This window comes from Gemmiger sp. An120, from assembly GCF_002160955.1.
In the GTDB taxonomy this organism is placed as follows: domain Bacteria; phylum Bacillota; class Clostridia; order Oscillospirales; family Ruminococcaceae; genus Gemmiger_A; species Gemmiger_A avium.
The window spans coordinates 29,198-51,940 of the sequence record NZ_NFLN01000006.1 but is presented as its reverse complement, the minus strand read 5'-3'; the positions used below and the strand labels follow the sequence as shown (position 1 = coordinate 51,940).

At 64.4% G+C, this 22,743-nt stretch carries 22 protein-coding genes; all 22 read left to right on the top strand.

Going from position 1 to position 22,743, the window contains the following annotated elements; all coding sequences use genetic code 11:
- Window positions 1–13: 13 nt before the first annotated feature.
- The 22 genes from B5E65_RS06880 (at window position 14) to cysS (ending at window position 22,719) form a co-directional block, all read left to right on the top strand.
- On the top strand, window positions 14–1,141 hold the full coding sequence (locus tag B5E65_RS06880) for an FAD-dependent oxidoreductase (RefSeq protein WP_087171037.1): 1,128 nt from the start codon (window positions 14–16) through the stop codon (window positions 1,139–1,141).
- The gene (locus tag B5E65_RS06875) at window positions 1,128–2,048 is read left to right on the top strand and encodes a glycosyltransferase (protein ID WP_087171036.1); all 921 of its coding nucleotides are present in this window, start codon (window positions 1,128–1,130) and stop codon (window positions 2,046–2,048) included. Before B5E65_RS06880 ends, B5E65_RS06875 begins: the two co-directional genes overlap by 14 nt.
- Before the next feature lie 9 nt (window positions 2,049–2,057).
- Window positions 2,058–2,870 carry a glucosyltransferase domain-containing protein gene (locus tag B5E65_RS06870; RefSeq protein ID WP_087171035.1) on the top strand — a complete coding sequence of 271 codons (813 nt, stop codon included), beginning with the start codon at window positions 2,058–2,060 and terminating at the stop codon, window positions 2,868–2,870.
- Between the two features lie 58 nt (window positions 2,871–2,928).
- Window positions 2,929–3,651 carry a hypothetical protein gene (locus tag B5E65_RS06865; protein ID WP_143402983.1) on the top strand — a complete coding sequence of 241 codons (723 nt, stop codon included), beginning with the start codon at window positions 2,929–2,931 and terminating at the stop codon, window positions 3,649–3,651.
- 22 nt (window positions 3,652–3,673) lie between these two features.
- Window positions 3,674–5,362, top strand: coding sequence for a hypothetical protein (locus tag B5E65_RS06860; RefSeq protein ID WP_087171033.1), 1,689 nt, complete (start codon window positions 3,674–3,676; stop codon window positions 5,360–5,362).
- Window positions 5,350–6,576 carry a BaiN/RdsA family NAD(P)/FAD-dependent oxidoreductase gene (locus B5E65_RS06855; protein ID WP_087171032.1) on the top strand — a complete coding sequence of 409 codons (1,227 nt, stop codon included), beginning with the start codon at window positions 5,350–5,352 and terminating at the stop codon, window positions 6,574–6,576. Before B5E65_RS06860 ends, B5E65_RS06855 begins: the two co-directional genes overlap by 13 nt.
- A 37-nt stretch (window positions 6,577–6,613) precedes the next feature.
- Window positions 6,614–7,288: a (d)CMP kinase gene (gene cmk, locus B5E65_RS06850; protein WP_087171143.1), complete on the top strand. Its 675-nt coding sequence runs from the start codon at window positions 6,614–6,616 to the stop codon at window positions 7,286–7,288.
- A gap of 4 nt (window positions 7,289–7,292) precedes the next feature.
- Complete coding sequence (locus B5E65_RS06845; RefSeq protein WP_087171031.1) at window positions 7,293–7,904, top strand: lysophospholipid acyltransferase family protein; 612 nt, start codon at window positions 7,293–7,295, stop codon at window positions 7,902–7,904.
- Window positions 7,905–7,916: 12 nt separating this feature from the next.
- Complete coding sequence (locus tag B5E65_RS06840; protein WP_087171030.1) at window positions 7,917–9,827, top strand: bifunctional 4-hydroxy-3-methylbut-2-enyl diphosphate reductase/30S ribosomal protein S1; 1,911 nt, start codon at window positions 7,917–7,919, stop codon at window positions 9,825–9,827.
- Window positions 9,828–9,986: 159 nt separating this feature from the next.
- Window positions 9,987–10,445: a GtrA family protein gene (locus B5E65_RS06835; protein WP_087171029.1), complete on the top strand. Its 459-nt coding sequence runs from the start codon at window positions 9,987–9,989 to the stop codon at window positions 10,443–10,445.
- A gap of 15 nt (window positions 10,446–10,460) precedes the next feature.
- Complete coding sequence (locus B5E65_RS16320) at window positions 10,461–10,616, top strand: hypothetical protein (RefSeq protein ID WP_164488804.1); 156 nt, start codon at window positions 10,461–10,463, stop codon at window positions 10,614–10,616.
- Between the two features lie 145 nt (window positions 10,617–10,761).
- On the top strand, window positions 10,762–11,520 hold the full coding sequence (locus B5E65_RS06830) for a ZIP family metal transporter (RefSeq protein ID WP_087171028.1): 759 nt from the start codon (window positions 10,762–10,764) through the stop codon (window positions 11,518–11,520).
- Window positions 11,521–11,602: 82 nt separating this feature from the next.
- Window positions 11,603–12,892: a hypothetical protein gene (locus tag B5E65_RS06825; RefSeq protein WP_087171027.1), complete on the top strand. Its 1,290-nt coding sequence runs from the start codon at window positions 11,603–11,605 to the stop codon at window positions 12,890–12,892.
- Between the two features lie 57 nt (window positions 12,893–12,949).
- The gene (locus B5E65_RS06820; protein ID WP_087171026.1) at window positions 12,950–13,648 is read left to right on the top strand and encodes a response regulator transcription factor; all 699 of its coding nucleotides are present in this window, start codon (window positions 12,950–12,952) and stop codon (window positions 13,646–13,648) included.
- 38 nt (window positions 13,649–13,686) lie between these two features.
- Window positions 13,687–15,126, top strand: coding sequence for a sensor histidine kinase (locus B5E65_RS06815; protein ID WP_087171025.1), 1,440 nt, complete (start codon window positions 13,687–13,689; stop codon window positions 15,124–15,126).
- 83 nt (window positions 15,127–15,209) lie between these two features.
- Entirely contained in the window at window positions 15,210–16,154 is a 945-nt protein-coding gene (locus tag B5E65_RS06810) for a DUF1385 domain-containing protein (RefSeq protein ID WP_087171024.1), read from the top strand.
- Window positions 16,148–17,011 carry a peptide chain release factor N(5)-glutamine methyltransferase gene (gene prmC / locus B5E65_RS06805; RefSeq protein ID WP_087171023.1) on the top strand — a complete coding sequence of 288 codons (864 nt, stop codon included), beginning with the start codon at window positions 16,148–16,150 and terminating at the stop codon, window positions 17,009–17,011. Before B5E65_RS06810 ends, prmC begins: the two co-directional genes overlap by 7 nt.
- 123 nt (window positions 17,012–17,134) lie before the next feature.
- On the top strand, window positions 17,135–18,292 hold the full coding sequence (gene recA / locus B5E65_RS06800) for a recombinase RecA (RefSeq protein ID WP_087171022.1): 1,158 nt from the start codon (window positions 17,135–17,137) through the stop codon (window positions 18,290–18,292).
- Window positions 18,293–18,922: a regulatory protein RecX gene (locus B5E65_RS06795; protein WP_087171021.1), complete on the top strand. Its 630-nt coding sequence runs from the start codon at window positions 18,293–18,295 to the stop codon at window positions 18,920–18,922.
- A 77-nt stretch (window positions 18,923–18,999) separates the two neighbouring features.
- On the top strand, window positions 19,000–20,328 hold the full coding sequence (gene rimO, locus B5E65_RS06790; protein ID WP_087171020.1) for a 30S ribosomal protein S12 methylthiotransferase RimO: 1,329 nt from the start codon (window positions 19,000–19,002) through the stop codon (window positions 20,326–20,328).
- A gap of 53 nt (window positions 20,329–20,381) precedes the next feature.
- Window positions 20,382–20,966: a CDP-diacylglycerol--glycerol-3-phosphate 3-phosphatidyltransferase gene (gene pgsA, locus B5E65_RS06785; RefSeq protein WP_087171019.1), complete on the top strand. Its 585-nt coding sequence runs from the start codon at window positions 20,382–20,384 to the stop codon at window positions 20,964–20,966.
- Window positions 20,967–21,318: 352 nt separating this feature from the next.
- Window positions 21,319–22,719, top strand: coding sequence for a cysteine--tRNA ligase (gene cysS / locus B5E65_RS06780; RefSeq protein WP_087171018.1), 1,401 nt, complete (start codon window positions 21,319–21,321; stop codon window positions 22,717–22,719).
- Window positions 22,720–22,743: the final 24 nt, after the last annotated feature.

Genomic DNA, 22,743 nt, shown 5'->3' with positions numbered 1-22,743 from the left:
CGGGAGGTCTTGTATGACCTGGGATAAAATCATTGTGGGCGCGGGGCTGTACGGGCTCTACGCCGCCGAGCAATGCGGCGCCCGCGGCCAGCGGGTGCTGGTGCTGGAAAAGGACCCCGGCCCCTTCATGCGGGCCACCTATATCAACCAGGCCCGGGTGCATATGGGCTATCACTACCCCCGCAGTTACTCCACCGCTATCAAGAGCGCCGGGTATTTCGAGCGGTTCTGTCGTGACTACGGCTTCTGTCTGCTTACCGAGTTTGACCAGGTCTACGCCACCAGTGCCCACTTCTCCTGGACCAACGCCGAGCAGTTCCGCAAATTCTGCGCCGCCGCCCATATCCGCTGCGACGACGTGTCCCCGGAAAAATACTTCAACCCCGGCCAGTGCGACGGGGCGTTCCTGACCACCGAATACACCTACGACGCCCAGATCCTGAAGAAGCATTTCCTCGAAAAGCTGGCTGCCCTGCCTAACGTGACCATCGCCTACTCCCACAAACCGGAATCGGTGCAGCGGACGGGCAGCGTCTGGCAGGTCAGGGCGGGGGACATCACCGCCGAAGCGCCGTTTTTGCTCAACGCCACCTACGCGGGTGTCAACGAGCTGCACGCCATGCTGGGCCTTGAGCCCTTTGCCATCAAATACGAGCTGTGCGAGATCATCCTCTGCACCGTGGACGAGCGGCTGAAAAACACCGGCGTCACCGTGATGGACGGGCCCTTCTTCTCCCTGATGCCCTTTGGCCGTACCGGACTGCACAGTTTGACCAGCGTCACCTTTACCCCCCACGTGACCAGCTACGATTCGCTGCCCACCTTCGCCTGTCAGGCGCGCAGCGGCGGATGCTGCCGCCCGGGGGACCTGGCCAACTGCGACAGCTGCCCCGCCCGGCCGGAAAGCGCCTGGCCCATGATGAGCCAGCTGGCCCGCAAGTACCTGCGCGAGGAATACGGCTTTGCCTATTCCCACAGCCTGTTCAGCATGAAGCCGATCTTAAAGGCCAGCGAGATCGACGACTCCCGCCCCACGGTCATCCGGCAGTATACCGGCGACCCGGCGTTTGTGAGCGTGCTCAGCGGCAAGATCAATACCGTATACGATTTGGACGAGGTGCTGCGCTATGGCGAAGAATAAAGAGAGCAATTTTCTCAGCGCGGTGGTCTACCTGCCCGAGGGCAGCGCCGACCGGGCCGTGCCGTTTCTCCGGATGCTGCACGGCCAGCTGGAGGAGCATTTCAAACAGTACGAGATCATCTGCGTGGACGACCGCTGCACCGACGGCACCGCCGAAACGGTGCGCCGCTGGGCGGCGGAAAACCTGGACAAGCCCCTGACCGTCCTGCACATGAGTCTGCGCCAGGGCCGGGAGCTGTGCATGAACGCCGGCCTGGACGCGGCCATCGGGGATTTCGTCTACGAGTTCGACACCCTGCAGACCCCCTACGCCCCGGAGATGATCTGGCAGGCCTACGAGAAAGCGCTGGAGGGCAACGACATCGTCACCGTGGGCCCGGAAAAGACCCGGGCGTTCAGTCACCTGTTCTACCGCATCTTCAACCGGTTCAGCCGTTCGGCCTATCCTTTGACCACCGACGCTTTCCGGCTGGTCAGCCGCCGGGCCATCAACCGGGTGCACGCGGTCAGCGAACACCTGCCCTACCGCAAGGCGGCCTACGCCGCCAGCGGGCTGCGGGTGGCGGCGCTCACCTTCTCCGGGCGGCTGGCCGCCGAGGACGGCGAGCGTCTGGACCTGGCCGCCGACAGCCTGGCCCTCTACACCGCCGCGGGCTACAAGCTGAGCCTGACAGTCACGGTGGGTATGCTGCTGCTCACCCTGGCCGAACTGGTCTACACCCTGGCGGTGGCCCTTACCGGCCGCCCCATCGAGGGCTGGACCACCACCATGTTTGTGCTTACGGTGGGATTCTCCGGGGTGTTCCTGGTGCTCACCCTGGTCATCAAGTATCTGAGCCTGCTGGTGGATCTGGTGTTCCGGCGGCAGAAATACCTGGTGGAATCCATCGAAAAACTGCAAAAGTGAGGAAACAGAATGGTTGCGCAGCAGATCCTATCGCCGGAACAAGCCCTGGCTGACCTGAAAAGGCGGATTAAGGTACAGTGGACCTGGGCATTCGGGGGAACGGCGATCACGGGCTTGCTGGTTCATCTGTATCGCATGGTGAACTTCCTGCAGGTAGACGACACCCCTTATTATGTTTACAGCGCCCAAGACAGTACATTCCTGGGCCGTTGGCTGCTTCAGTGGGCGGGCGCCATCAGTTCTTACATGGAACTGCCCGCCCTGAACGCCTTGCTGGCAATCGGCTATCTGGGGCTGTTTGCTGTGGTTCTGGTGGAATTGCTGCAGATTGAAACGCCGTTTCTGTGCGGGCTGATCGGCGGCTGCCTGGCTGTGCTGCCGGCATTTTCCACCACACTGCTCTTTGCTTATGCGGCGGATCCGTATATGCTGGCGTTGCTGCTGGCCGGTGCGGCGGTACTTGCTGCGCGGCGCTGGGAATCCTGGCGGGGAATTGCGGCCGGCGCAGTGATGCTCTGCCTGTCTATGGCGATTTATCAGGCCTATCTCGATGTGGCCGTGCTGCTTTGCCTGCTGGTCTGCTTTAAGGCGGTTTTGCAGGATGGCCCCCGCAAGATGCTGCCGGTCGCGGGCCGGATGGCGGGCATGGGGGTTATTGGGGTGGCCGGCTACATGCTCAGCGCAAAGCTGGCGCTTGCCTTGCAGGGAATTGAGGCAAGCGACTACGGCGGATTTGCAAGCATGGGAAGCCTCGACCCGGTGGGAAGCCTGCAGGTAGTAAAAGAGATCTATCTTGGGTTCGCGGCACATTTTTCTGGATAAGCTGTTCTATGCCACAAACCTGTTCTGGCAGCTGCTGGGATGGGCGATTCTGGGCCTGATGGGCCTGATGGCGGTTGCTCTGCTGGCAGCAGGGATCCGCGAACAGGGGATGCGTGCGGCAGAGAGAAAAGCAGTTCCCTATTGGCTGCTGGGCGGCGTCATTCTGCTCCTGCTGCCCGCCGGCGCTACAACACTGGCTATACCTCAGCCCAATACATTCCCCTACAATTCCCTGAATGGTTTTGCCAATGGATTGTTTGTGATAATTCCGCTTGTGTTTGCTGATTGGCTGCGTTCTTCCCTGCGTACCTGGGTGCAGGGGGTCAGATGGGCAACTTTGGCGGCAGTGCTTCTTATGAGCTGGCAATTTGTACTGGTGGCAAATCAGGCTGCCCGGTTGCTGGAGATGATTGAGCAGCGGGATCTGGCAAACACCAACCGGATTCTTTCCCGTTTGGAAATGCAGGAAGGATATTCCATCAACAGCACGGTTTTCTTTGCGGGCAAGTCGGTGCCTGTCGCCAGTGAAAGCCCGCTGATGCAGTACGGGGACAGGCTGCGTCTCAATATACGCGGCCTGCATACGGATTCTCTCCTGTATGGAGATTTTGCCTACAGAGTGTTCATGAACGACAATTTCGGTACGAATTTCTCCGCGGCCAGTACCGATACCCAAAACAGCATATTGGCCAGTGCAGAATACGCGGCCATGAAACCCTGGCCGGATGAAAGCCGTATACGATGGATAGGGGACGTACTGGCGGTACGCCTGGCCGAATAAATCAGATAATAAGGAAAACACCATGAAATTTCGCAAGTCTTTCGGGGCAAAACAAGGGGATATGGGGCCGGTGCTGTTCTGGGTGCTGGTTGTGGTGCTCATCGCCGGGCGTCTGGTGCTGGCCTCCTGCCAGGACGTGTACGTCTGGATCGACGGCGCGCCGCTGGACGACGAGCTGATGTTCCGGGCCGCCCAGAGCATTACCGCCGGCAACTGGCTGGGGGCCTACGATTACCTGACCCTGTCCAAACAGATGTTCTTCGCGGTGTGGCTGGCCTTTCTCCACCTGCTGGGGGTGCCCTACCTGATGGGCGGGCAGCTGCTTATGTGCGGCGCGGCGCTGGCGGCGGCCTTTGCCCTGGCCCCGGTGCTGCCCCGCCGCTGGATGCGGCTGGCGGTGTTCGGCCTGCTGGCCTACAGCCCCGCCGCCGCGGCCAGTTTTACCCTGCGGGTATACCGGGACAACATCTTCCCGGCCCTGTGCCTGTACGCCTTTGCCGGGTTCATCGGGGTGGCGCTGCGCTGCGCCGGGCCGGTGCGCCGCCAGCTGGGCTGGCTGGCGATGGCGGGCCTTGGCATGGGTCTTGCCTGGATCACCCGGGAGGATGGCATGTGGCTGCTGCCCTTTGCGGTGGTGGCCGTCATTGCCACCGCCGTGGCGGTGCTGCGGCTGCCCGGCCTTGCCCGCCGCGGCGGGCGGGTGGCGGTGCTGGCTGTGCCCTTTGCCCTCACCGCGGTGTGCGTCAACCTGATCTGCCTGCTGAACTGGCAGCACTATGGGCTCTGGGCCACCAGCGACTTTTCCACCGGAGCCTTTGCCGAAGCTTTCGGCGCCATGACCCGGGTCACCCACGAGGACTGGGACCCGCTGGTGGCGGTGCCCGCCGACGTGCGGGAAAAGCTCTATGACCAGGTGCCCGAACTGGCCCAGCTGGAATACTGGCTGGAAGAGGACGAGAAGTTCCGGGATGCCTGGATCGGCCGCCCGGACGGGGATTACCAGACCGGCGGCTTCTACTGGGCGCTGCGCCGCGCCGCCCAGTACGAGGGCTGGTACGAAACGCCCCAGACTGCCGCCGAGCACTGGCAGGCGGTAGCCGACCAGATCAACGAACTGTGCGACAGCGGCCAGCTGCCCTGTGACCTGCCCCGCCGGTCCTCCACCACCGCCCCCATCCGGGCGGAGTATGTGGCCCCGGTGCTGGCGGAGGGCCTGCACAGCTTCTGGTACGCGGCCACCTTCCAGGACTGCGCCCCCTACTACGCCGACCAGCGCAGCCTGGGCCAGCCGGAAGACCTGGCGGTGTATCACGAATATCTGGGCTGCACCACCAACGACGCGGCCCAGGCGGGCACCGACCTGCCCTACTACCACCCGCTGCGGATGCTGGTCTACAAGGCCTTTGAGGCGTTGCGGCTGCTCTACGCCGTGGCCCTGCCGCTGGCGCTGGCGGCGGCCCTGGCCCGGCAGCTGTACCTGGGCTGGGGGATGCTGCGCCGCCGCTCGGCGGACGGGCTGCTGCTCTGGCTGGCGCTGGCCGGGGTGCTGGCCATGGCGCTGCTGCGCTGCTTTATGATCGCCTTTGTGGAGGTATCCAGCTTCAACATCGGCACCTATGTGATGTATCTGTCCACCGTGCACCCGCTGCTGCTGCTCTACGCGGCGGGCGGGCTGCTCACCCGAAAGGAGGCCGCCGCATGCAGGTCGTGATCGTGGGGGCCGGCGCCGCCGGTCTCATGGCCGCCGGGGCTGCCGTGCGGGCCGGGTGCCGGGTCACCGTGCTGGAACATATGCCCGAACCCGCCAAAAAGATTCTGGTCACCGGCAAGGGCCGGTGCAACCTGACCAACAACTGCGACAACGAGGAATTTCTGCGCAACGTGCGCACCAATCCCCGGTTTTTGTATTCCTGCCTGCGGGCTTTCGGCACCGCCGATGCCATGGCCTTTTTTGAGGATCTGGGCGTGCCGCTGAAAACCGAGCGGGGCCGCCGGGTCTTCCCGGAAAGCGACAAGGCCTCCGAGGTGCGCTACGCTCTGCTGCGCTGGGCCGAGGGCGCAAAGCTCGTCCGGGCCGAGGCCCGGGAACTGCTGCTGGAGGACGGCCGCTGCACCGGCGTGCGGGCGGATACCGGCGATTTTGCCGCCGACGCGGTGCTCATCGCCACCGGCGGGGTGTCCTACCCGGCCACCGGCTCCACCGGGGACGGCTACAAGCTGGCCGCCCAGGCGGGCCACACCATCGTGGACCCGGTGCCCAGCCTGGTAAGCCTGGTGGAGGCGGGCGGCCTCTGCCGCCAGATGACCGGCCTGTCCCTGCGCAACGTGGAGCTGAGCCTGCTGGAGGACGGCAAGGAGATTTTCCGGGAGCGGGGCGAGATGCTCTTTACCCACTTCGGTATCTCGGGGCCGCTGACCCTGAGCGCCTCGGCCCATATCCGGGATATGCGCGCCCACAAATACGAGGCGTCCATCGATCTGAAACCCGCGCTGGACGAGGCCGCTCTCTACAAACGGATCACCGGCGATTTTGCCAAACTGGCCAACAAGGACGCGGTAAACGCCCTGGATCTGCTGCTGCCCGCCAAGATGCGACCGGTGGCCTGCGAGCGGTGGGGTGTGCCCGCCGACCGGAAAGCCAACCAGATCACCCGGGAAGAAAAACAGGCCTTGGTGAAGCTGCTCAAGGACTGGCGGGTGCCCATCCGCAGCCGGGGCGACCTGGAACACGCCGTCATCACCAGCGGCGGGGTGGACGTGCGGCAGGTGAACCCCCGCACCATGGAATCCCGGCTGTGCCCGGGGCTGTATTTCGCCGGGGAGGTGCTGGACGTGGACGCCTACACCGGCGGCTACAACCTGCAGATCGCCTGGAGCACCGCCCAGGCGGCCGCCCGGGCCCTGGCCGAACAGGCCGGCGCGTGAATTGGAATTGCAAACCAAAGAAAAGAGGATGTACAAGATGATCAGTGTTGCCATCGACGGCCCGTCCGGGGCCGGCAAGTCCACGCTGGCCCGGCGGCTGGCCGCCGAGCTGGGCTATGTGTATGTGGATACCGGGGCCATGTACCGGGCCATCGGGCTGTACGGCCTGCGGGCCGGGGCCGACCTGAAGGATGAGGCCCAGATGACCGCCCTGCTGCCCGCCATCAAGCTGGAACTGCGCTACGCGGACGGCGCGCAGCATATCCTGCTGAATGGGGAGGATGTGTCTGAGGCCATCCGGGCCGAGCAGGTGGGCATGGCCGCCAGCAGCGTGTCGGCCCATCCGGCGGTGCGGGCGTTCCTGCTGGAGACCCAGCGGGGCCTGGCCCGGCAGAGCAACGTGCTCATGGACGGGCGGGACATCGGCACCGTGGTGCTGCCCGACGCCACCCTGAAAATCTTCCTGACCGCCAGCCCGGAAGCCCGGGCCCGCCGCCGCCAGGCCGAACTGGCCGCCAAGGGTGTGGACGCGGACTACGACACCGTGCTGCGGGATATCCGCACCCGGGATGATCAGGATACCCACCGGGCCGCCGCCCCGCTGCGGCAGGCCGAGGACGCGGTGCTGGTGGATACCAGCGAGCTGGATTTTGAGCAGAGCTTTGCCGCTTTGCGCAAGCTGGTGGAGCAAGCCGCCGCAAAGGAGGGCTGAAAAGGTGCTGTACGCGGTAATCGTGGCGGCCGCCTGGGTGATCTGGCACCTGGGGTTCCGCATCCGGGTCTACGGGCGGGAATACCTGCCCAAGGACAAGGGGTTCGTACTGGCCCCGAACCATATCTCTGCCATCGACCCGGTGTTCGTGGTGCTGGCCCGGTTCTGGGGCCGGCGGATGCTGGTGCTGGGCAAGGAAGAGATCTTCCAGGTCAACGGCTTTTTCACCTGGTTTTTGAAGTATGTAGGGGTCGTGGCCGTGCATCGGGGCAAGGGGGACACCCAGGTCATTGACGAGGCCATCCAGGAGGTCAAGAACGGCCGGGGCATGCTGATCTTCCCGGAGGGCACCCGCAGCCATACCGGCGAGCCCGGCAAGGTCAAGAGCGGGGCTTTCGTGGTGGCCAGCGCCGCCAATGCGGACATGATCCCCTGCCGCATCATCTATTCCACCGGGCACATGCGGCTGTTCTGCCGGGTGCGGGTCTGTTTCGGGCCGCCCATCCCTGCCGAGCAGCTCTACCTGGGGGAGCATCGCTCCGCCGCCCGCCTACGGGAGTGCAAGCAGATGCTGCTGGACGCCTGGCAGCAGCTGTATGACCAGCATCATTTTTAAAGGAGACGCGGTATGGAGATCCTGAAAGCCAAAACCGCCGGGTTCTGCTTTGGGGTGGACCGGGCGGTGCGCATGACCTACGACCTGGCCGACGGGGGCCATAAGGTGGCCACCCTGGGCCCGCTGATCCACAACCCCCAGTGCGTGGCCGACCTGGCCGGACGCGGGGTGATCACGGTGGACACCCCGGACCAGGTGCCGGAGGGCTACGAGGTGGTGATCCGCAGCCACGGGGTGCCCCGGGATGTGTACGACCAGCTGGCGCAGCGAAACCTGGTGGTGCACGACGCCACCTGCCCCTTTGTGGCCAAGATCCACCGCATTGCCCGCCGCGCCGAAGAGGAGGGCAAATGCCTGCTGGTGGCCGGCGACAAGAACCATCCCGAGGTGCAGGGCATCGTGGGCCACACCCGCGGCGAGGTGTTCGTATTTGCGGATCTTGCCGAATTGCAGGCCTGGGATGGGCCAAAAATGACGAAAAATGGGCTGTTTGTTGTTGCACAAACCACATTTCAAGTTACAAAATGGTTAGAATGTGCGGAGTTTCTAAAAAAAGTCTATACAAACGCCGAGCTTTTTGATACAATATGTAGTGCGACGTGGACGAGGCAACAGGAGGCGGAAGGCCTCAGCCAACGATGCGACCTGATGGTTGTCATCGGGGGTCATCATTCTTCCAACACCCAGAAGCTGGTGAAAGTAGCCGCCAGGCACACGCGGGCCGTCTCGGTAGAAACCGCGGACGAGCTTCGGCCGGAGTGGTTTTCCGGCGTGCGCCGGGTGGGGGTCACCGCCGGGGCTTCCACGCCATCGTCTATAATTGAGGAGGTACTTAACCGTATGAGCGAAGAAATCCGTGACGAGATGAGTTTTGCCGAGATGCTGGAAGCGTCCGAGGCAAAACCGGTGTTTGCCGGCAAAGTTGTCAAGGGCATCGTGACCAGCGTCAAGCCCAATGAGATCGAGGTGGACATCGGCACTAAGCACACCGGCTATGTGAAGCTGAGCGAGATGACCGACGATCCCTCTGCCCGTGCTGAGGATCTGGTCAAGGTCGGCGACGAGCTGGACCTGGTGGTGGAGAAGACCAACGACCAGGAAGGTTCTGTCTATCTCTCCAAGAAGAAGCTGGAGAGCCGCAAGGGCCTGGAAGAGATTGCCAAGGCCGCTGAGGAAGGCACCGTCATGGAAGGCGTCGTTACCGAAGCCAACAAGGGCGGCGTCGTTGTTCTGGTCAAGGGCGTGAAGGTCTTCGTGCCCCGCAGCCAGGCTACCATGCGCCGTGATGAGGATTACACCCAGCTGGTGAAGCAGAACGTCAAGCTGGTGATCACCGAGTGTGCCGGCCGCAAGATCGTGGGCAGCATCAACAAGGTCACCGCCGAGGCCAATGCCGCCAAGCGTGAGGCCTTCTGGGCCAACGTGGAAGTGGGCCAGACCTACACCGGCGTGGTCAAGAGCCTGACCAGCTACGGCGCCTTCGTGGACGTGGGCGGCGTGGACGGCCTGTGCCACATCAGCGAGCTGAGCTGGAACCGCATCAAGCACCCCAGCGAAGTGGTCAGCGTGGGCGACACCATCGAGGTGTACGTGAAGGATCTGGACCGCGAGAACAAGAAGGTTTCCCTGGGCTACAAGAAGGCCGAGGACAACCCCTGGGAGAAGCTGCGCAACGAGTATCCCATCGGCAGCGTCTTCACCGCTCCCGTGGTCAGCATCACCAAGTTCGGCGCTTTCGTCCGCATCCTGCCCGGTGTGGATGGCCTGGTGCACATCAGCGAGATCTCCAACGAGCGTGTTGAGAAGGTCGGCGACGTGCTGAAGGTTGGCGACGAGGTCAACGTGAAGCTGCTGGATGTGGACTTCGACAAGAAGCGCATCAGCCTGTCCATGAAGGCTCTGCTGAACAACGACGAGGAGTAATCCTGCGCCGCAGCAAGCAGACACAGCAAGGCAATCAAAGCGCCCGGCCAAACGGCCGGGCGCTTTTCTTTTGTCGCTTCCGGCAATCCCTGCCACTTGTCACCCCTTTTCGGGCGTGGTATACTGGTATCCAGACAAATCCAGTATGGAGGTGCTGCCATGCAGAAACTCTGGGCCCTGGGCTGCCGGCTTTTCCGGCAGTATGAAGAGGCCATCGTCTATCTGATCTTCGGGGTGCTGGCCACCGCGGTCAACATCCTGGTCTACGGCATCTGTGCCGGCCCGCTTGCCATGAACACCTTCTGGTCCACCTCGGTGGCCTGGGTCATCTCGGTGCTGTTCGCCTACGGCACCAACCGCACCTGGGTGTTCAAAAGCAAAAGCCGGGGCGCTGCCGCCTGGAAGGAGTTCGGCCTGTTTGTGGGCTGCCGCATCTTTACCTACTTCACCGATGTGGCCTTCATGTGGGTGGCCGTGGACCTGTACGGCGCGCGTTTCGTGCCGGTCAAGTATATGCTTCTGTGGGAACTGGCCGCCAAGTTCGCCAGCAACGTGATCGTGGTGGTCCTGAATTATATCTTCTCCAAACTCATCATCTTCAAGAAGAAAAAGTCCTGAAACGGAGGTACAGCTATGCAGAAGAAGAACAAAGGATTTGCGTTTCGTCTGGTGGGCCTGATCCTGGGGATCGTGGGCATCAGCGTGTCGGCGGTGGCGGTGGTCTTTTCCGCCATCGGGCTGTACCAGGCCCGCCGCTGCAAAAAGTGCAGGATCGACACCGGCGTATAAACCAACATCCGGCGAGGGGGCGCGTTTGAGGCCGCAGGCTTTGAACGCGCCCCCGTTTTGTTCCGGCATACCCCGGCCCGGCTTTCCATATGCTGGAACAGGGCCGCGTTTCCCGATACCGGCGGCCCCGGGGAGGAATACTGGAATGTGGACGCCGCTTGCCATGACGATTCTGGCCGGGCTTTCCACCGGCGTGGGCGGGCTGATCCCGCTGCTTGTGCCCCCCTCCGACCGGCTTATGGCCGGCTCCATGGGCTTTGCGGGCGGGGTGATGCTCACGGTATCCCTGGCGGATCTGCTGCCCGGGGCGCTGGCCGTTTACCGGCAAAGCCTGCCGCCCCTGCCCGCCGCCCTGGCCCTGGTCAGCCTGCTCTGCATGGGGATGGGGCTGGCCGCCCTGATGGGCCGCCTGCTGCCGGACGCCCCTGCCCGCACCGGTCAGCCGGACAGCCGGGCCGCCGCGCTGCGGGGCGCCATGGCTGCCGGGCTGGCCCTGGTGCTGCATAACCTTCCGGAGGGCCTGCTCACCCTCTTTGCCGGGGTGGCCGACCCCAAACTGGGGGCCCGCATGGCGCTGGCCATCGCCCTGCACAACCTGCCCGAGGGGGTGGCAGTGGCGGCCCCGCTCTACTGCGCCACCGGCAAACGCTGCCGCTCCGCTTTGGCCGCCCTGGCCAGCGGCCTGGCCGAACCGGTGGGCGCCCTGCTGGCTTTCGGGGTGCTGTACGGGCGGCTCAGCCCGGGCTTTCTCAACGGGATGCTGGTGCTGGTGGCGGGGGTCATGTGCTGGGTCAGCACCGCCGAACTGATCCCCGGCGGCCTGGGCGTACACCGGGGCGCGGCGGTGGGCGGTATGGCCGGCGGCGTCTGCCTGATGCTGGCGGGAATTGCTTGTTTAGGCTGAAGGTGGTATAATAATCCCTGTGTAACCTGCTTCGCGGCCGCCTGTGCGCAGCCGCGGAACACGCGAAAGGGGGCGGCGGCTTATGCGGCGCGGACTATGGAAAATCTGCCTGGCGGCTTTGGCCTGCCTGCTGACGGGCTGCAGCCTGACCAGCACCCCCTCGGTGGAAGAGCTGCTGCGTGCGCCGCAGCTCTCCGGCCAGCACAGCCAGGTGCAGAAAGCGCTGGACAGCTACCTGGGCGAGAGCGCCCAACTGAAATACCCCACCAGCGGCCAGGGGCTTTCCCCCTTTGTGTTCGGCGATCTGGACGGGGACGGCGTGGAGGACGCGGCGGTGCTCTATACCAGCACCGCCAAGGGCCAGAACGTCCATGTGGCGATTCTGGAACAGACCGACTCCGGCTGGACGGTCACCCAGGAACAGGAGGGCCTGTCCACCGAGGTGGACAGCGTAAGCCTGGCCAGCCTGCAGGAGGGCAGCAGCGCCCAGCAGCTGGTGGTGGGCTACGCCAGCCCCCAGGGCGACCAGTACCTGGCAGTGTATGCGTATCAGGACAGTACCCTCAGCTGTGTGCTGCAGGAGGCCTACTCCCGGTATCTGGTAGCGGACATCACCGGCCGCGGGGTGGAGGATCTGGTGGTGGTGGCCCCGGTGGCCGAGGGCGGCCTGCGGCTCAAGCTGCTTACCGCCGGGCCGAACGGCTTCACCATCGGGCAGGAGCTGCTCACCGATTCCCGCTTTGTGGACTGTGCGTCCCTGCAGATCAGCCGCGGGTCGGACGGCGGGCATTACCTGGTGATGGACGGGCTGATCGGCTCCTCCGGGTCCTATATGGCCAGCTGCCTGTTCCGGTGCGACGCGGCAGGCCGCCAGCTGGAACCGGTGCCCGAACCGGGCGGGGTGGATCTGTACACCGCCAGCCTGCGCTACTACGGCAGCCTGTACAGCATGGATATCAACAACGACGGTATGGTGGAGATCCCCACCCAGGTGCAGGACGATTCGCTGGGCATCACCAGCCTGGTGCAGGAGCACCGGCTCAGTTTTGTGGCCTGGAACAGCTATACCAGCCAGCGCAGCCGGCAGGTGAGTTTCGGCGTGCTGGATGAGGAATACGGCTATTATCTGCCGGTGCCTTTCAGTCTGCGGGGGCAGATTTCCCTGTGTGACAGCGGCACCGACGGCTGGGAGATCCGGGATCTCACCGGCGATACCCTGTATCTGCGGGTGCGGGTGGCGCCCCTGACCACCAGCCTGGTGGGCTATACCCGCATCGCCACCGTGGGCTCCCAGCAGGTGGGGGCACGTCTGGGGCCGGACAGCCAGGTGTTCAGCCTGGAAAGCCTGGCCAAACGCACCCTGGTGCTGTAAGCACCGGTTTTCTGGTAAATCGCGCCGCCTGCGGGCGGCGAAGGAGGTCCAAACCCTATGAAACGTGTACTGGTAGTGGAAGACGAAACCAGCATCCGGGAGCTGATCGCCCTCAACCTGCGCATGGCGGGGTACGAGGTGCTGGAAGCCCCCACCGCCGAGCGCGGGCTGGAACTGCTCAGCGCCCAGCGCTGCGACGCGGCGGTGCTGGACGTGATGCTGCCCGGCATGAACGGGTTTTCCCTGTGTGAGACCATCCGCCGGGACGACTCCGCCATCGGCATCATCATCCTGAGCGCCAAGGGCCTGGAATCGGACAAGATCCGGGGCCTGTCCATCGGCGCCGACGACTACATGACCAAACCGTTCAGCGTGTCCGAACTGCTGGCCCGCATTGAGGCGCTCTGCCGCCGGGTGGCCCGCACCGGGGGCGACGCCGCGGCGGCCCCGCCGGATACCCGGCTGGTCAGCGGCAGCTTTGTGCTGGACGAAAAAGCCCGCATCCTGTACAAGGACGGCGAACCCATCGACCTGACCCAGGTGGAGTTCCAGATCATGGAACTGTTTTTCCAGAACCCCGGCACCGCCCTGGTGCGGGAAAAGATTCTGGAAGGGGTCTGGGGCGAAAATTACTACGGCGACGTGAAAATCGTGGACGTGAACATCCGCCGCCTGCGCATGAAGATCGAGGACGAGCCCTCCCAGCCCAAGCACATCCTTACTGTCTGGGGCTACGGCTACCGCTGGAACGGCTGACCGCGTCCCGCTGAACCTTTGCCGGAAAGGAGGCTGCCATGAACAGTATCACAAAACGCTGGCTCACCGGCAGCCTTCTGATCACCCTGATCGCGCTGATCCTGGCCGAGGCGGTTTTCCTGGTGGCCAACCGCCAGAGCTACTACAGCGGGGTGGAACAGGCGATTCTCAGCCGGTTTTCCAGCATTTCCGGCCAGCTGAAGATGAACGTGGGCCCCACCGCCGCCGCCACCGCCCAGGCCCGCAGCCTGGCGCTGCGCCGGATGGTGGAGCAGTTCGACGCCAAGGACAAATTTGAATTCATGCTGCTGGACGCGGACGGCGGGCTGATCGCCACCTCCAGCGGCTACCTGCCCGCCGACGGGGAAGGGGATTGGAGCGCAGAACTGGACGCCGCCGTGGAGGCGGGCGGTACCGCCCGGCGCATCTATACCTCCGCCGCCGGGGAACGGGTGCTGGCCATCACCATGCTCACCCCCTACGCCGCCGAGGACGTGGCCGCGCTGCGCATGTCCACCAGTCTGGAACTGGTAGACGATGCTCTGTCCCAGAACGCGGTGATCAGCCTGGCGCTGATCGCCGTGATCCTGGGCTTCAGCCTCTGGTCGGGGCTGTTCTTTGTGCGCTCCATCGTCAACCCGCTGGGCCAGGTGGAGAACATCGCCGCCCGCATAGCCCGGGGCGATCTGAGCGCCCGCCTGCCCGAAACGGACAATAAAAACGACGAGATCGGCCGCCTGTGCACCACCATCAACCAGATGGCGGAGGATCTGAGCAAGACCGAAAAGCTGAAAAACGACTTTATCTCTTCGGTAAGCCATGAACTGCGCACCCCGCTTACCAGCATCCGGGGCTGGGTGGAGACCATCGCCCAGATCCGGGACCCGGAGGACGAAAACTACCGCAAGGGCATCGCCATCATCGGCCGGGAGACCGACCGCCTCTACGACATGGTGGAGGAACTGCTGGACTTTTCCCGGATGCAGAACGGCATCAAGATGGAACTGACCCCCCTGGACCTGGTGGCGGAACTGACCGACGCGGCCCTCTTTGTGGAGGCCCGCATCAAGCAGGAAGGGCTGCGGCTGGTCTATGAGGAACCCGACCTGCCCCTGCCCATCCTGGGCGACGCGGGGCGGCTGCGTCAGGTGTTCATCAACGTGCTGGACAACGCCATCAAGTATTCCTCGCCGGGCGGGGCCATCACCCTGGACCTGCTGGACGACGGGGAAAACGCCTATGTGATCATCCGGGACGAGGGCCGGGGCATCGCGCCGGACGATCTGGAAAACGTCAAACTGAAATTCTTCAAGGGCAAGGGCGCGGTGCGCGGCAGCGGCATCGGCCTGGCGGTGGTGGATGAGATCATCACCGCCATGGACGGCGCGGTGGACATTACCTCCGAGCTGGGCAAAGGCACCGCCGTCAAGATCCGCCTGCCCCTGTACATCCCCGGCCGGGCCCGTCCCGACCCCTGAACCCTGCCTTATCGCGGCCTGCGCCGGGCCGATAATTCTGCGGCGCACCGGCGGCCTTTCCGGCCGCCCCGAAAGGAGAACCCATGCCAACCCAACATACCCCCAAAGAACGCTTTAAAACCAGCGTGGGCGGCCAGGCCCTCATGGAGGGCATCATGATGCGCGGCCCCGAAAAAATCTGTGTGGCCGTGCGCAAGCCCGACGGCGAGATCGACCTGAGCTACGACACCGTGCGCCATCACGCCTGGGCCCGCATCCCCTTTGTACGCGGGGTGCTGGCCATGGTGGAGAACATGGTGCTGGGCTACCGGTACCTAATGCATTCCGCCGAACTGAGCATGACCGAGGAGGAACAGGAAGCGGAAAAATCCCGCTTTGACGCCTGGCTGGAAGCCCACGCCGGGGAAAAGCTCCAGTCGGTGATCATGGCGCTGGCGGCGCTGGCCGGCGGCGGCCTGGCCATTCTGCTGTTTCTGGTGCTGCCCACCCTGCTCACCGGCCTGCTGACCAAAGTGCTGCCGGTGGACGGCTTCCGCGCTTTGCTGGAAGGCATCTTCAAGATGATCATCTTCCTGAGCTATATGTATCTGTGCAGCCGTATGAAGGAGATCCACCGGCTGTTCCAGTACCACGGGGCCGAGCACAAGACCATCGCCTGCTACGAGGCCGGTCTGCCCCTGACGGTGGAGAACATCCGCCCCTGCCGCCGGTTCCATCCCCGCTGCGGCACCAGCTTTATCTTCCTGGTCATCCTGATCAGCATTCTGGTCTCCAGCGTGCTGCCCTGGCCCAGCACCGCCCTGCGGGTGGTGTACAAGCTGCTGCTGCTGCCGGTGGTCATGGGCATCAGCTACGAGCTTATCAAGCTGGCCGGCCGGTACGACAACCTGTTCACCCGTATCATCAGCGCGCCGGGGCTGTGGCTCCAGCGGCTGACCACCTTTGAGCCGGACGATTCCATGATCGAGGTGGCCATCGCTGCCGTGACCCCCGTTCTGCCGGACAAGCCGGAGGACGGTCTGTGGTAACCGCCGGGCTGCCTTTGCGGCTGGCCCGTGCCCGGCTGACCGGCCGCCTGCGGGACGCCGGATGCCCCGATCCGTCCTTTGACGCGGCCTGGCTGCTGCGCTATGTCACCGGCCGGGATCCCCGGCTGGACGATACCCCCCTCTCGGAAAGCGAAGCCGCCCGGCTGGAAGACCTGGCCCGGCAGCGGGCCGGGCGTATACCGCTGCAGTATCTGGCCGGGCGCTGGCCCTTTCTGGATATGGAGCTGGCGGTGGGGCCGGGGGTGCTGATCCCCCGGGCGGATACCGAGGTGGTCTGCGAAGCCGCCGCCGCCCGGGTGCGGGACCTGCCCGCCCCCCGGGTGCTGGATCTCTGCGCCGGTACCGGCGCGCTGGGGCTGGGGGTGCGCAGCCTGGTGCCCGCCGCCCACGTCACCCTGCTGGAAAAAAGCTCCGAGGCCTTTGTCTATCTGCAGCGCAACTGCACCGAACAGGCCGCCGCCCGCCCGGGCCCGGCCCCCGTGCCGGTGCAGGGGGATATCTTCACCTGGCAGGACACCCTGTCCGCCGGGCAGCTGGATCTGATCGTTTCCAACCCGCCCTACCTGACCGGGGAAGAGATGGACGCCCTCCAGCCGGAGGTGACCTTTGAGCCTGCCATGGCGCTGGCCGCCGGGACCGACGGGCTGGACTTCTACCGCCACATCGCCGCCGCCTACCGGGAACCCTTGCGCCCCGGCGGCTGGCTGGTGCTGGAGATCGGCTGGCAGCAGGAACAGGCCGTCCGCGGGCTGCTGGCCGCCCAGGGCTGGACGAACATCGGCAGCGGGCAGGACTACGGCGGCAATCCCCGAGTGGTCTGGGCACAAAAATTGTAAATTTACAACAACTTTTAGTTGTAATTTGCCCGCAAATCGGGTATACTATAGGCATGGGCCGCGTTGGCGGCTTTATCGAACCAATTCCCGCCCCCGGGCGGAGCTAAAGGAGCTGCAGGATATATGGCTGAAAAGAAAAACGCCGCTTCGCCGGAAAAGAAGCAGGGCAGTGATAAAAAGGCCGCGCTGGAAACCGCGCTGGCCCAGATTGAAAAACAGTTCGGCAAGGGCGCCGTCATGAAGCTGGGGGCCAACGTGGCCATGCAGGTGGATGCCATCTCCACCGGCAGCCTGTCCCTGGATCTGGCGCTGGGCGTGGGCGGTGTGCCCCGCGGCCGTGTGATCGAGATCTTCGGGCCGGAGTCCAGCGGTAAAACCACCCTGGCCCTGCATGTGCTGGCCGAGGCCCAGAAGGCCGGCGGCGAGGTGGCCTTCATCGACGTGGAGCACGCCCTGGATCCGGTCTATGCCCGGGCGCTGGGTGTGGACATCGACAGTCTGCTGGTCAGCCAGCCGGACACCGGCGAGCAGGCCCTGGAAATCTGCGAGGCGCTGGTGCGCTCCGGCGCCATCGACGCCATCGTCATCGACTCGGTGGCCGCCATGGTGCCCCGCGCCGAGATCGAGGGCGAGATGGGCGATTCCCACGTGGGCCTGCAGGCCCGCCTGATGAGCCAGGCGCTGCGCAAACTCACCGGCGTCATCGGCAAAACCAACACCGTGGCCATCTTCATCAACCAGCTGCGTGAAAAGGTGGGCGTGGTCTACGGCAACCCGGAGGTCACCGCCGGCGGCCGCGCGCTGAAATACTACTCCAGCGTGCGGATCGACGTGCGCCGCATCGAGGGCCTGAAGGATGCCAGCGGCCAGTTCATCGGCAACCGCACCCGGGCCAAGGTGGTCAAGAACAAGGTGGCCCCCCCGTTCAAGGAGGCCGAGTTCGACATCATGTTCGGCGAGGGCATCTCCAAAACCGGCGAGGTGCTGGACCTGGCCGTGCGGCTGGGCGTGATCCAGAAGAGCGGCGCCTGGTTCAGCTACGGCGATACCCGTCTGGGTCAGGGCCGCGACAACGTGAAGATCTACCTGAAAGAGCACCCCGACTTCATGGCCGAGGTGGAGAGCATCGTGCGCGCCAACGCCGACAAGCTGCTGGCCGCCGGCAAAAAGGGCAAGGTGGAACCGGTAACGGTGCCCGCGCCCGCCGCCTCCGCCAAGCTGCCCTCCGACGCGGTGGCCCGCGCCAAGGAAGCCGATCTGGACATCATGGTGGAGGACTAAATGCGCATCACCGCCATCCAGACCACCCGGAAAGGCCGGTTTGCCCTGTTCGGGGAGGAGGGCTTTCTCTTCTCGCTGGACAGCGAGACCTTTTTCACCCGCCATATTGAGGAGGGGGACTGCTTCACCCCCGAGGAACTGGACGAACTGCGGGCGGCCAGCGATACCCGCAAGGCCTGCGACAAGGCGCTGCGCTGTCTGTCGGTGCGGCTGTGGGCGGCGGGGGAGCTGTACCAGCGTCTCTGCCGGGATTTTGACGAGCACTCCGCCGCGGCGGCGGTGGCCAAGATGCAGCAGCTGGATCTGCTGGACGACGCCTCCTTTGCCCGCCAGAAAGCGGCCTGGATGGCCCGCCGCAACAAAAGCCCCCGGGACATCCGGATGCAGCTGGCCCGCTGCGGGGTGGACGAGGGCGTGATCGAGGACACGCTGGCGGAGCTGTTCGCGGAGGACGGGGAGGAACTGTCCCCCGCCCGGCAGGCGATTCTCCGCCTGCTGGAACGCCCCTACGGCGCCCGCCTGGCCGCCGGCGAGACCGACAAGGTCAAGGCCGCCCTGGCCCGCCGGGGCTTTACCCATGAGGATATCCGGGCGGCGCTGGCCGCCTGGCAGGAACAGCGGGAGGAATAACCCCGCATCAAACAAGCACGATCCGATGCCGCACGGCCCGCAGGGGTGGTGCGGTGTCGCTGTACAGGGAGGTACCTATGAAAATTGCCGTGATCTCGCTGGGCTGCCCGAAAAATCAGGTGGACGCGGATGTATTCTGCCACAGCCTGCTGCGGGCGGGCCACACCACCGTGGCCGAACCCCGGGAAGCCGACGCGGTCATCATCAACACCTGCGGCTTTATCGAAAGCGCCAAGGCGGAAGCCATCGAAACCATCCTGACCGTCTGCGCCTACAAGGAGGAAAACCCGAACCTGAAGGTGATCGTCACCGGCTGCCTGGCCGAGCGGTACCGTCAGCAGATCCGGGAGGAAATGCCCGAGGTGGACGCGGTGGTGGGCATCGGCTCCAACGCGGCGCTGCCCGCCATTCTGGAGCGGGTGGCCGGCGGCGAAACGGTGGAGAGCTACGGCCCCAAGACCGCTCTGGCTTTGGGCGGCGCCCGGGTGATCTCCACCCCCCGGCACTTCGCCTATCTGAAGATCGCCGAGGGCTGCAACAACCGCTGCCATTACTGCGCCATCCCCATGATCCGGGGCCCGCTGCGCAGCCGTCCGCTGGAGGACTGCCTGGCCGAGGCCCGCTGGCTGGCCGAGGAAGGGGTCAAGGAACTGATCGTGGTAGCCCAGGACCCCACCGCCTACGGGGACGACCAGGGCAAAAACCAGATCTGCGAGCTGCTGCGGGGGCTGAACGCCATCGAGGGGCTGGTCTGGATCCGGTTGCTCTATGCCTATCCGGAGCGCATCACCGATGAATTCATCGAAACGCTGGCCTCCTGCGACAAGGTGGTCAAGTATCTGGATCTGCCCATCCAGCACTGCAACGACGAGATTCTGAAAGGCATGAACCGCAAGGGCGGCCGGGCCGCTGTGGACAGCGCCATCGCCCGGCTGCGGGCGGCCATCCCGGATATCGTGCTGCGCACCACCCTGATCGCGGGCTTCCCCGGCGAGAGCGAGGAACAGTTTGAGGAACTGTGCCAGTTTGTGCACGATGTGCGGTTCGACCGGCTGGGCTGCTTTGCCTACAGCGCCGAGGAGAACACCGTGGCCGCCACCATGCCCGGCCAGATCGAGGAAGAGGAAAAACAGCGCCGGGCCGACCGGATCATGGACCTGCAAAGCCGCATCATGGGCGAAAAGCAGGCCGCCCGGGTGGGCCAGACGGTGCGGGTGATCTGCGACGGGGTGGATGAGGAAACCGGCCTGTACCTCTGCCGCAGCGCCGCCGACGCCCCCGAGATCGACGGAAATGTCTGCGTTTCCAGCGAAATGCCCCTTTACCCCGGCGAATTTTATGATATACTCATAGAAGAAAGCGATCTGTACGACCTGTACGGCGTGCCGGTCGAATCCGCCGAGTAAATTCTACCCGCCCGGGCTTTCCCGGGCGGTTTTCGTCATAAGGAGCGTTTCCCATGAATCTTCCCAATAAACTGACCCTGGTGCGTATTCTGCTGGTTCCCGTCTTTATGCTGTTTGCCGGCGGGGTTCTGCTGGCCTATCAGCCCGCGGGATATTTCCTGGCGGGGGCGGTGTTCGCGGTGGCCAGTTTCACCGACTTTCTGGACGGCTACCTGGCCCGCCGCTGGCACCTGGTCACCGATTTCGGCAAATTTGCCGACCCGCTGGCCGATAAGCTGCTCACCACCACCGCCTTTCTGTACATGATGAAGGACGGGGTCTGCAGCCCGGTGGTGCTCACCCTGATCCTGGCCCGGGAATTCGCCGTGTCCGGCGTGCGGATGGTGGCGGCCAGCGCCCCCGGCGGCAAGGTCATCGCCGCCAACTGGTGGGGCAAGATCAAAACCGTGCTGCAGATGGTCACCATCCTGGTCTACTACTTCGGCCTGGGGACCTTGAGCCTGGGCGGCAGTATGGCCGCCAACCAGGCGTTTTACTGGGTCTCCAAGGGGCTGTGCTGGCTGGTGGCGCTGGTCACGGTGCTCAGCGGCGCGCAGTACATCTGGCAGAACCGCCAGTTCATCAACACGGCCAAATAACACCGGGCGCTTGACTTGCCCGGCTGCGGCCCGTATAATGGGAATACACAGAACAAATGCGTCTGGATCGGGCAGAGTACCCGGCAAGCAACCAACAGAGAGAGGGGGCCATGGGCTGCAAGCCCCCTCGGGGCAGGCTGCCGCGGGAAGTGCGCCCGAGAGCACGGAGGGTGAACGGCCGGTTTCGGCCCGGTAGCCCTCTGCGGATCGCCCCGTTACCGGCGGCAATGAGTAAACAATGCGGAGTGGAACCGCGGCTTTTCGCCGCCTCCGTCTGCCCGAAAGGGCGGACGGGGGCGGCGTTTTGTTTTGGCGGTCCGCCCCGGCTGAATGAAAAAGGAGCGTGCAGAACGTGAAGATCTTCAACACCCTCACCCGCACCAAGGAGGAGTTTGTCCCCCAGACCCCCGGCGAATACCGGATCTATGTGTGCGGCCCCACCGTCTACAACTACATCCACATCGGCAACGCCCGGCCGCTGATCGTCTTTGACACCCTGCGCCGGTACCTGGAATACCGGGGCAACAAGGTGCTGTATGTGTCCAACATCACCGACATCGACGACAAGCTGATCAAGAAGGGCCAGGAGGAGGGCACCTCCATGCAGGAGGTGGCCCGCCGCTTTGAGGCCGAGTACAAAAAGGACGCCGCCGGGCTGAACGCCCTGCCTCCCACCGTGCAGCCCCGCGCCACCGAGCACATCGACCAGATCCTGGACATCGTGGCCGATATCATCGACAAGGGCTACGGCTATGTGGCCCGCAACGGGGATGTGTACTTCCGGGCCCGCAAGTTCAAGGAGTACGGCAAGCTCAGCCACCTGAACCTGGAGGATCTGGAAAGCGGCAACCGGGAACTGCGCAGCCAGATGGACGACGACCTGAAAGAGGATCCGGCGGACTTTGCCATCTGGAAAGCCGCCAAGCCCGGCGAGCCCGCCTGGCCCAGCCCCTACGGCCCGGGCCGTCCCGGCTGGCATATCGAGTGCAGCGCCATGGCCCGCACCCATCTGGGCAAGACCATCGACCTGCACTGCGGCGGCCAGGACCTGATCTTCCCCCATCATGAAAACGAGATCGCCCAGTCCGAGTGCGCCAACGGCTGCGAGTTCAGCCGCTACTGGATGCACAACGGCTTCTTGAACATCGACAACCGCAAGATGAGCAAGAGCGCGGGCAACTTCTTCACCGTGCGGGAGATCGCCGACAAGTACGGCTACGAGCCCATCCGGTACTTTATGCTCAGCGCCGGCTACCGCATGCCGCTGAACTACACCGTGGAGCTGATCGAAAGCTGCAAGAGCAGCCTGGAACGCCTGTACACCTGCCGGGATAACCTGGACTTTGCCATCAAGAACGCCCCGGCCGAGGGGGAGGAGACCCTGAAAGAAAAGGCCGCCGCCGTGCGGGAGAAGTTCGATACCGCCATGGACGACGACCTGAACACCCCCGACGCGCTGGCCGCCCTGTTCGACTTTGTGCGCCAGATCAACACCCTGGCCCCCGCCGCCTCCAAGGGCGCGCTGGAGGAAGCCGCCAAGGCCTTTGATGAGCTGACCGGCGTGCTGGGCCTTTTGTACAACCGTAAGAAAGAGGACGAGGTGCCCGCCGAGGTCACCGCCCTGGTGGAGCAGCGTGCCGCCGCCAAGAAGGCGAAGGACTGGGCTACCGCCGACGCCCTGCGGGCACAGATCACCGCCCTTGGCTGGGTGGTGGAGGATACCCCCCAGGGCCCCAAGGTCACCCGGGCCTGAGCAACGGTGTGCGTCACAGACACA

Bases quoted from the DNA above. Each gene is read 5' to 3' on its own strand.
- B5E65_RS06880 (WP_087171037.1), top strand. From the start codon at position 14: ATGACCTGGGATAAAATCATTGTGGGCGCGGGGCTGTACGGGCTCTAC.
- B5E65_RS06875 (WP_087171036.1), top strand. From the start codon at position 1,128: ATGGCGAAGAATAAAGAGAGCAATTTTCTCAGCGCGGTGGTCTACCTG.
- B5E65_RS06870 (WP_087171035.1), top strand. From the start codon at position 2,058: ATGGTTGCGCAGCAGATCCTATCGCCGGAACAAGCCCTGGCTGACCTG.
- B5E65_RS06865 (WP_143402983.1), top strand. From the start codon at position 2,929: ATGGGCCTGATGGCGGTTGCTCTGCTGGCAGCAGGGATCCGCGAACAG.
- B5E65_RS06860 (WP_087171033.1), top strand. From the start codon at position 3,674: ATGAAATTTCGCAAGTCTTTCGGGGCAAAACAAGGGGATATGGGGCCG.
- B5E65_RS06855 (WP_087171032.1), top strand. From the start codon at position 5,350: ATGCAGGTCGTGATCGTGGGGGCCGGCGCCGCCGGTCTCATGGCCGCC.
- cmk (WP_087171143.1), top strand. From the start codon at position 6,614: ATGATCAGTGTTGCCATCGACGGCCCGTCCGGGGCCGGCAAGTCCACG.
- B5E65_RS06840 (WP_087171030.1), top strand. From the start codon at position 7,917: ATGGAGATCCTGAAAGCCAAAACCGCCGGGTTCTGCTTTGGGGTGGAC.
- B5E65_RS06835 (WP_087171029.1), top strand. From the start codon at position 9,987: ATGCAGAAACTCTGGGCCCTGGGCTGCCGGCTTTTCCGGCAGTATGAA.
- B5E65_RS16320 (WP_164488804.1), top strand. From the start codon at position 10,461: ATGCAGAAGAAGAACAAAGGATTTGCGTTTCGTCTGGTGGGCCTGATC.
- B5E65_RS06830 (WP_087171028.1), top strand. From the start codon at position 10,762: ATGTGGACGCCGCTTGCCATGACGATTCTGGCCGGGCTTTCCACCGGC.
- B5E65_RS06825 (WP_087171027.1), top strand. From the start codon at position 11,603: ATGCGGCGCGGACTATGGAAAATCTGCCTGGCGGCTTTGGCCTGCCTG.
- B5E65_RS06820 (WP_087171026.1), top strand. From the start codon at position 12,950: ATGAAACGTGTACTGGTAGTGGAAGACGAAACCAGCATCCGGGAGCTG.
- B5E65_RS06815 (WP_087171025.1), top strand. From the start codon at position 13,687: ATGAACAGTATCACAAAACGCTGGCTCACCGGCAGCCTTCTGATCACC.
- B5E65_RS06810 (WP_087171024.1), top strand. From the start codon at position 15,210: ATGCCAACCCAACATACCCCCAAAGAACGCTTTAAAACCAGCGTGGGC.
- recA (WP_087171022.1), top strand. From the start codon at position 17,135: ATGGCTGAAAAGAAAAACGCCGCTTCGCCGGAAAAGAAGCAGGGCAGT.
- B5E65_RS06795 (WP_087171021.1), top strand. From the start codon at position 18,293: ATGCGCATCACCGCCATCCAGACCACCCGGAAAGGCCGGTTTGCCCTG.
- rimO (WP_087171020.1), top strand. From the start codon at position 19,000: ATGAAAATTGCCGTGATCTCGCTGGGCTGCCCGAAAAATCAGGTGGAC.
- pgsA (WP_087171019.1), top strand. From the start codon at position 20,382: ATGAATCTTCCCAATAAACTGACCCTGGTGCGTATTCTGCTGGTTCCC.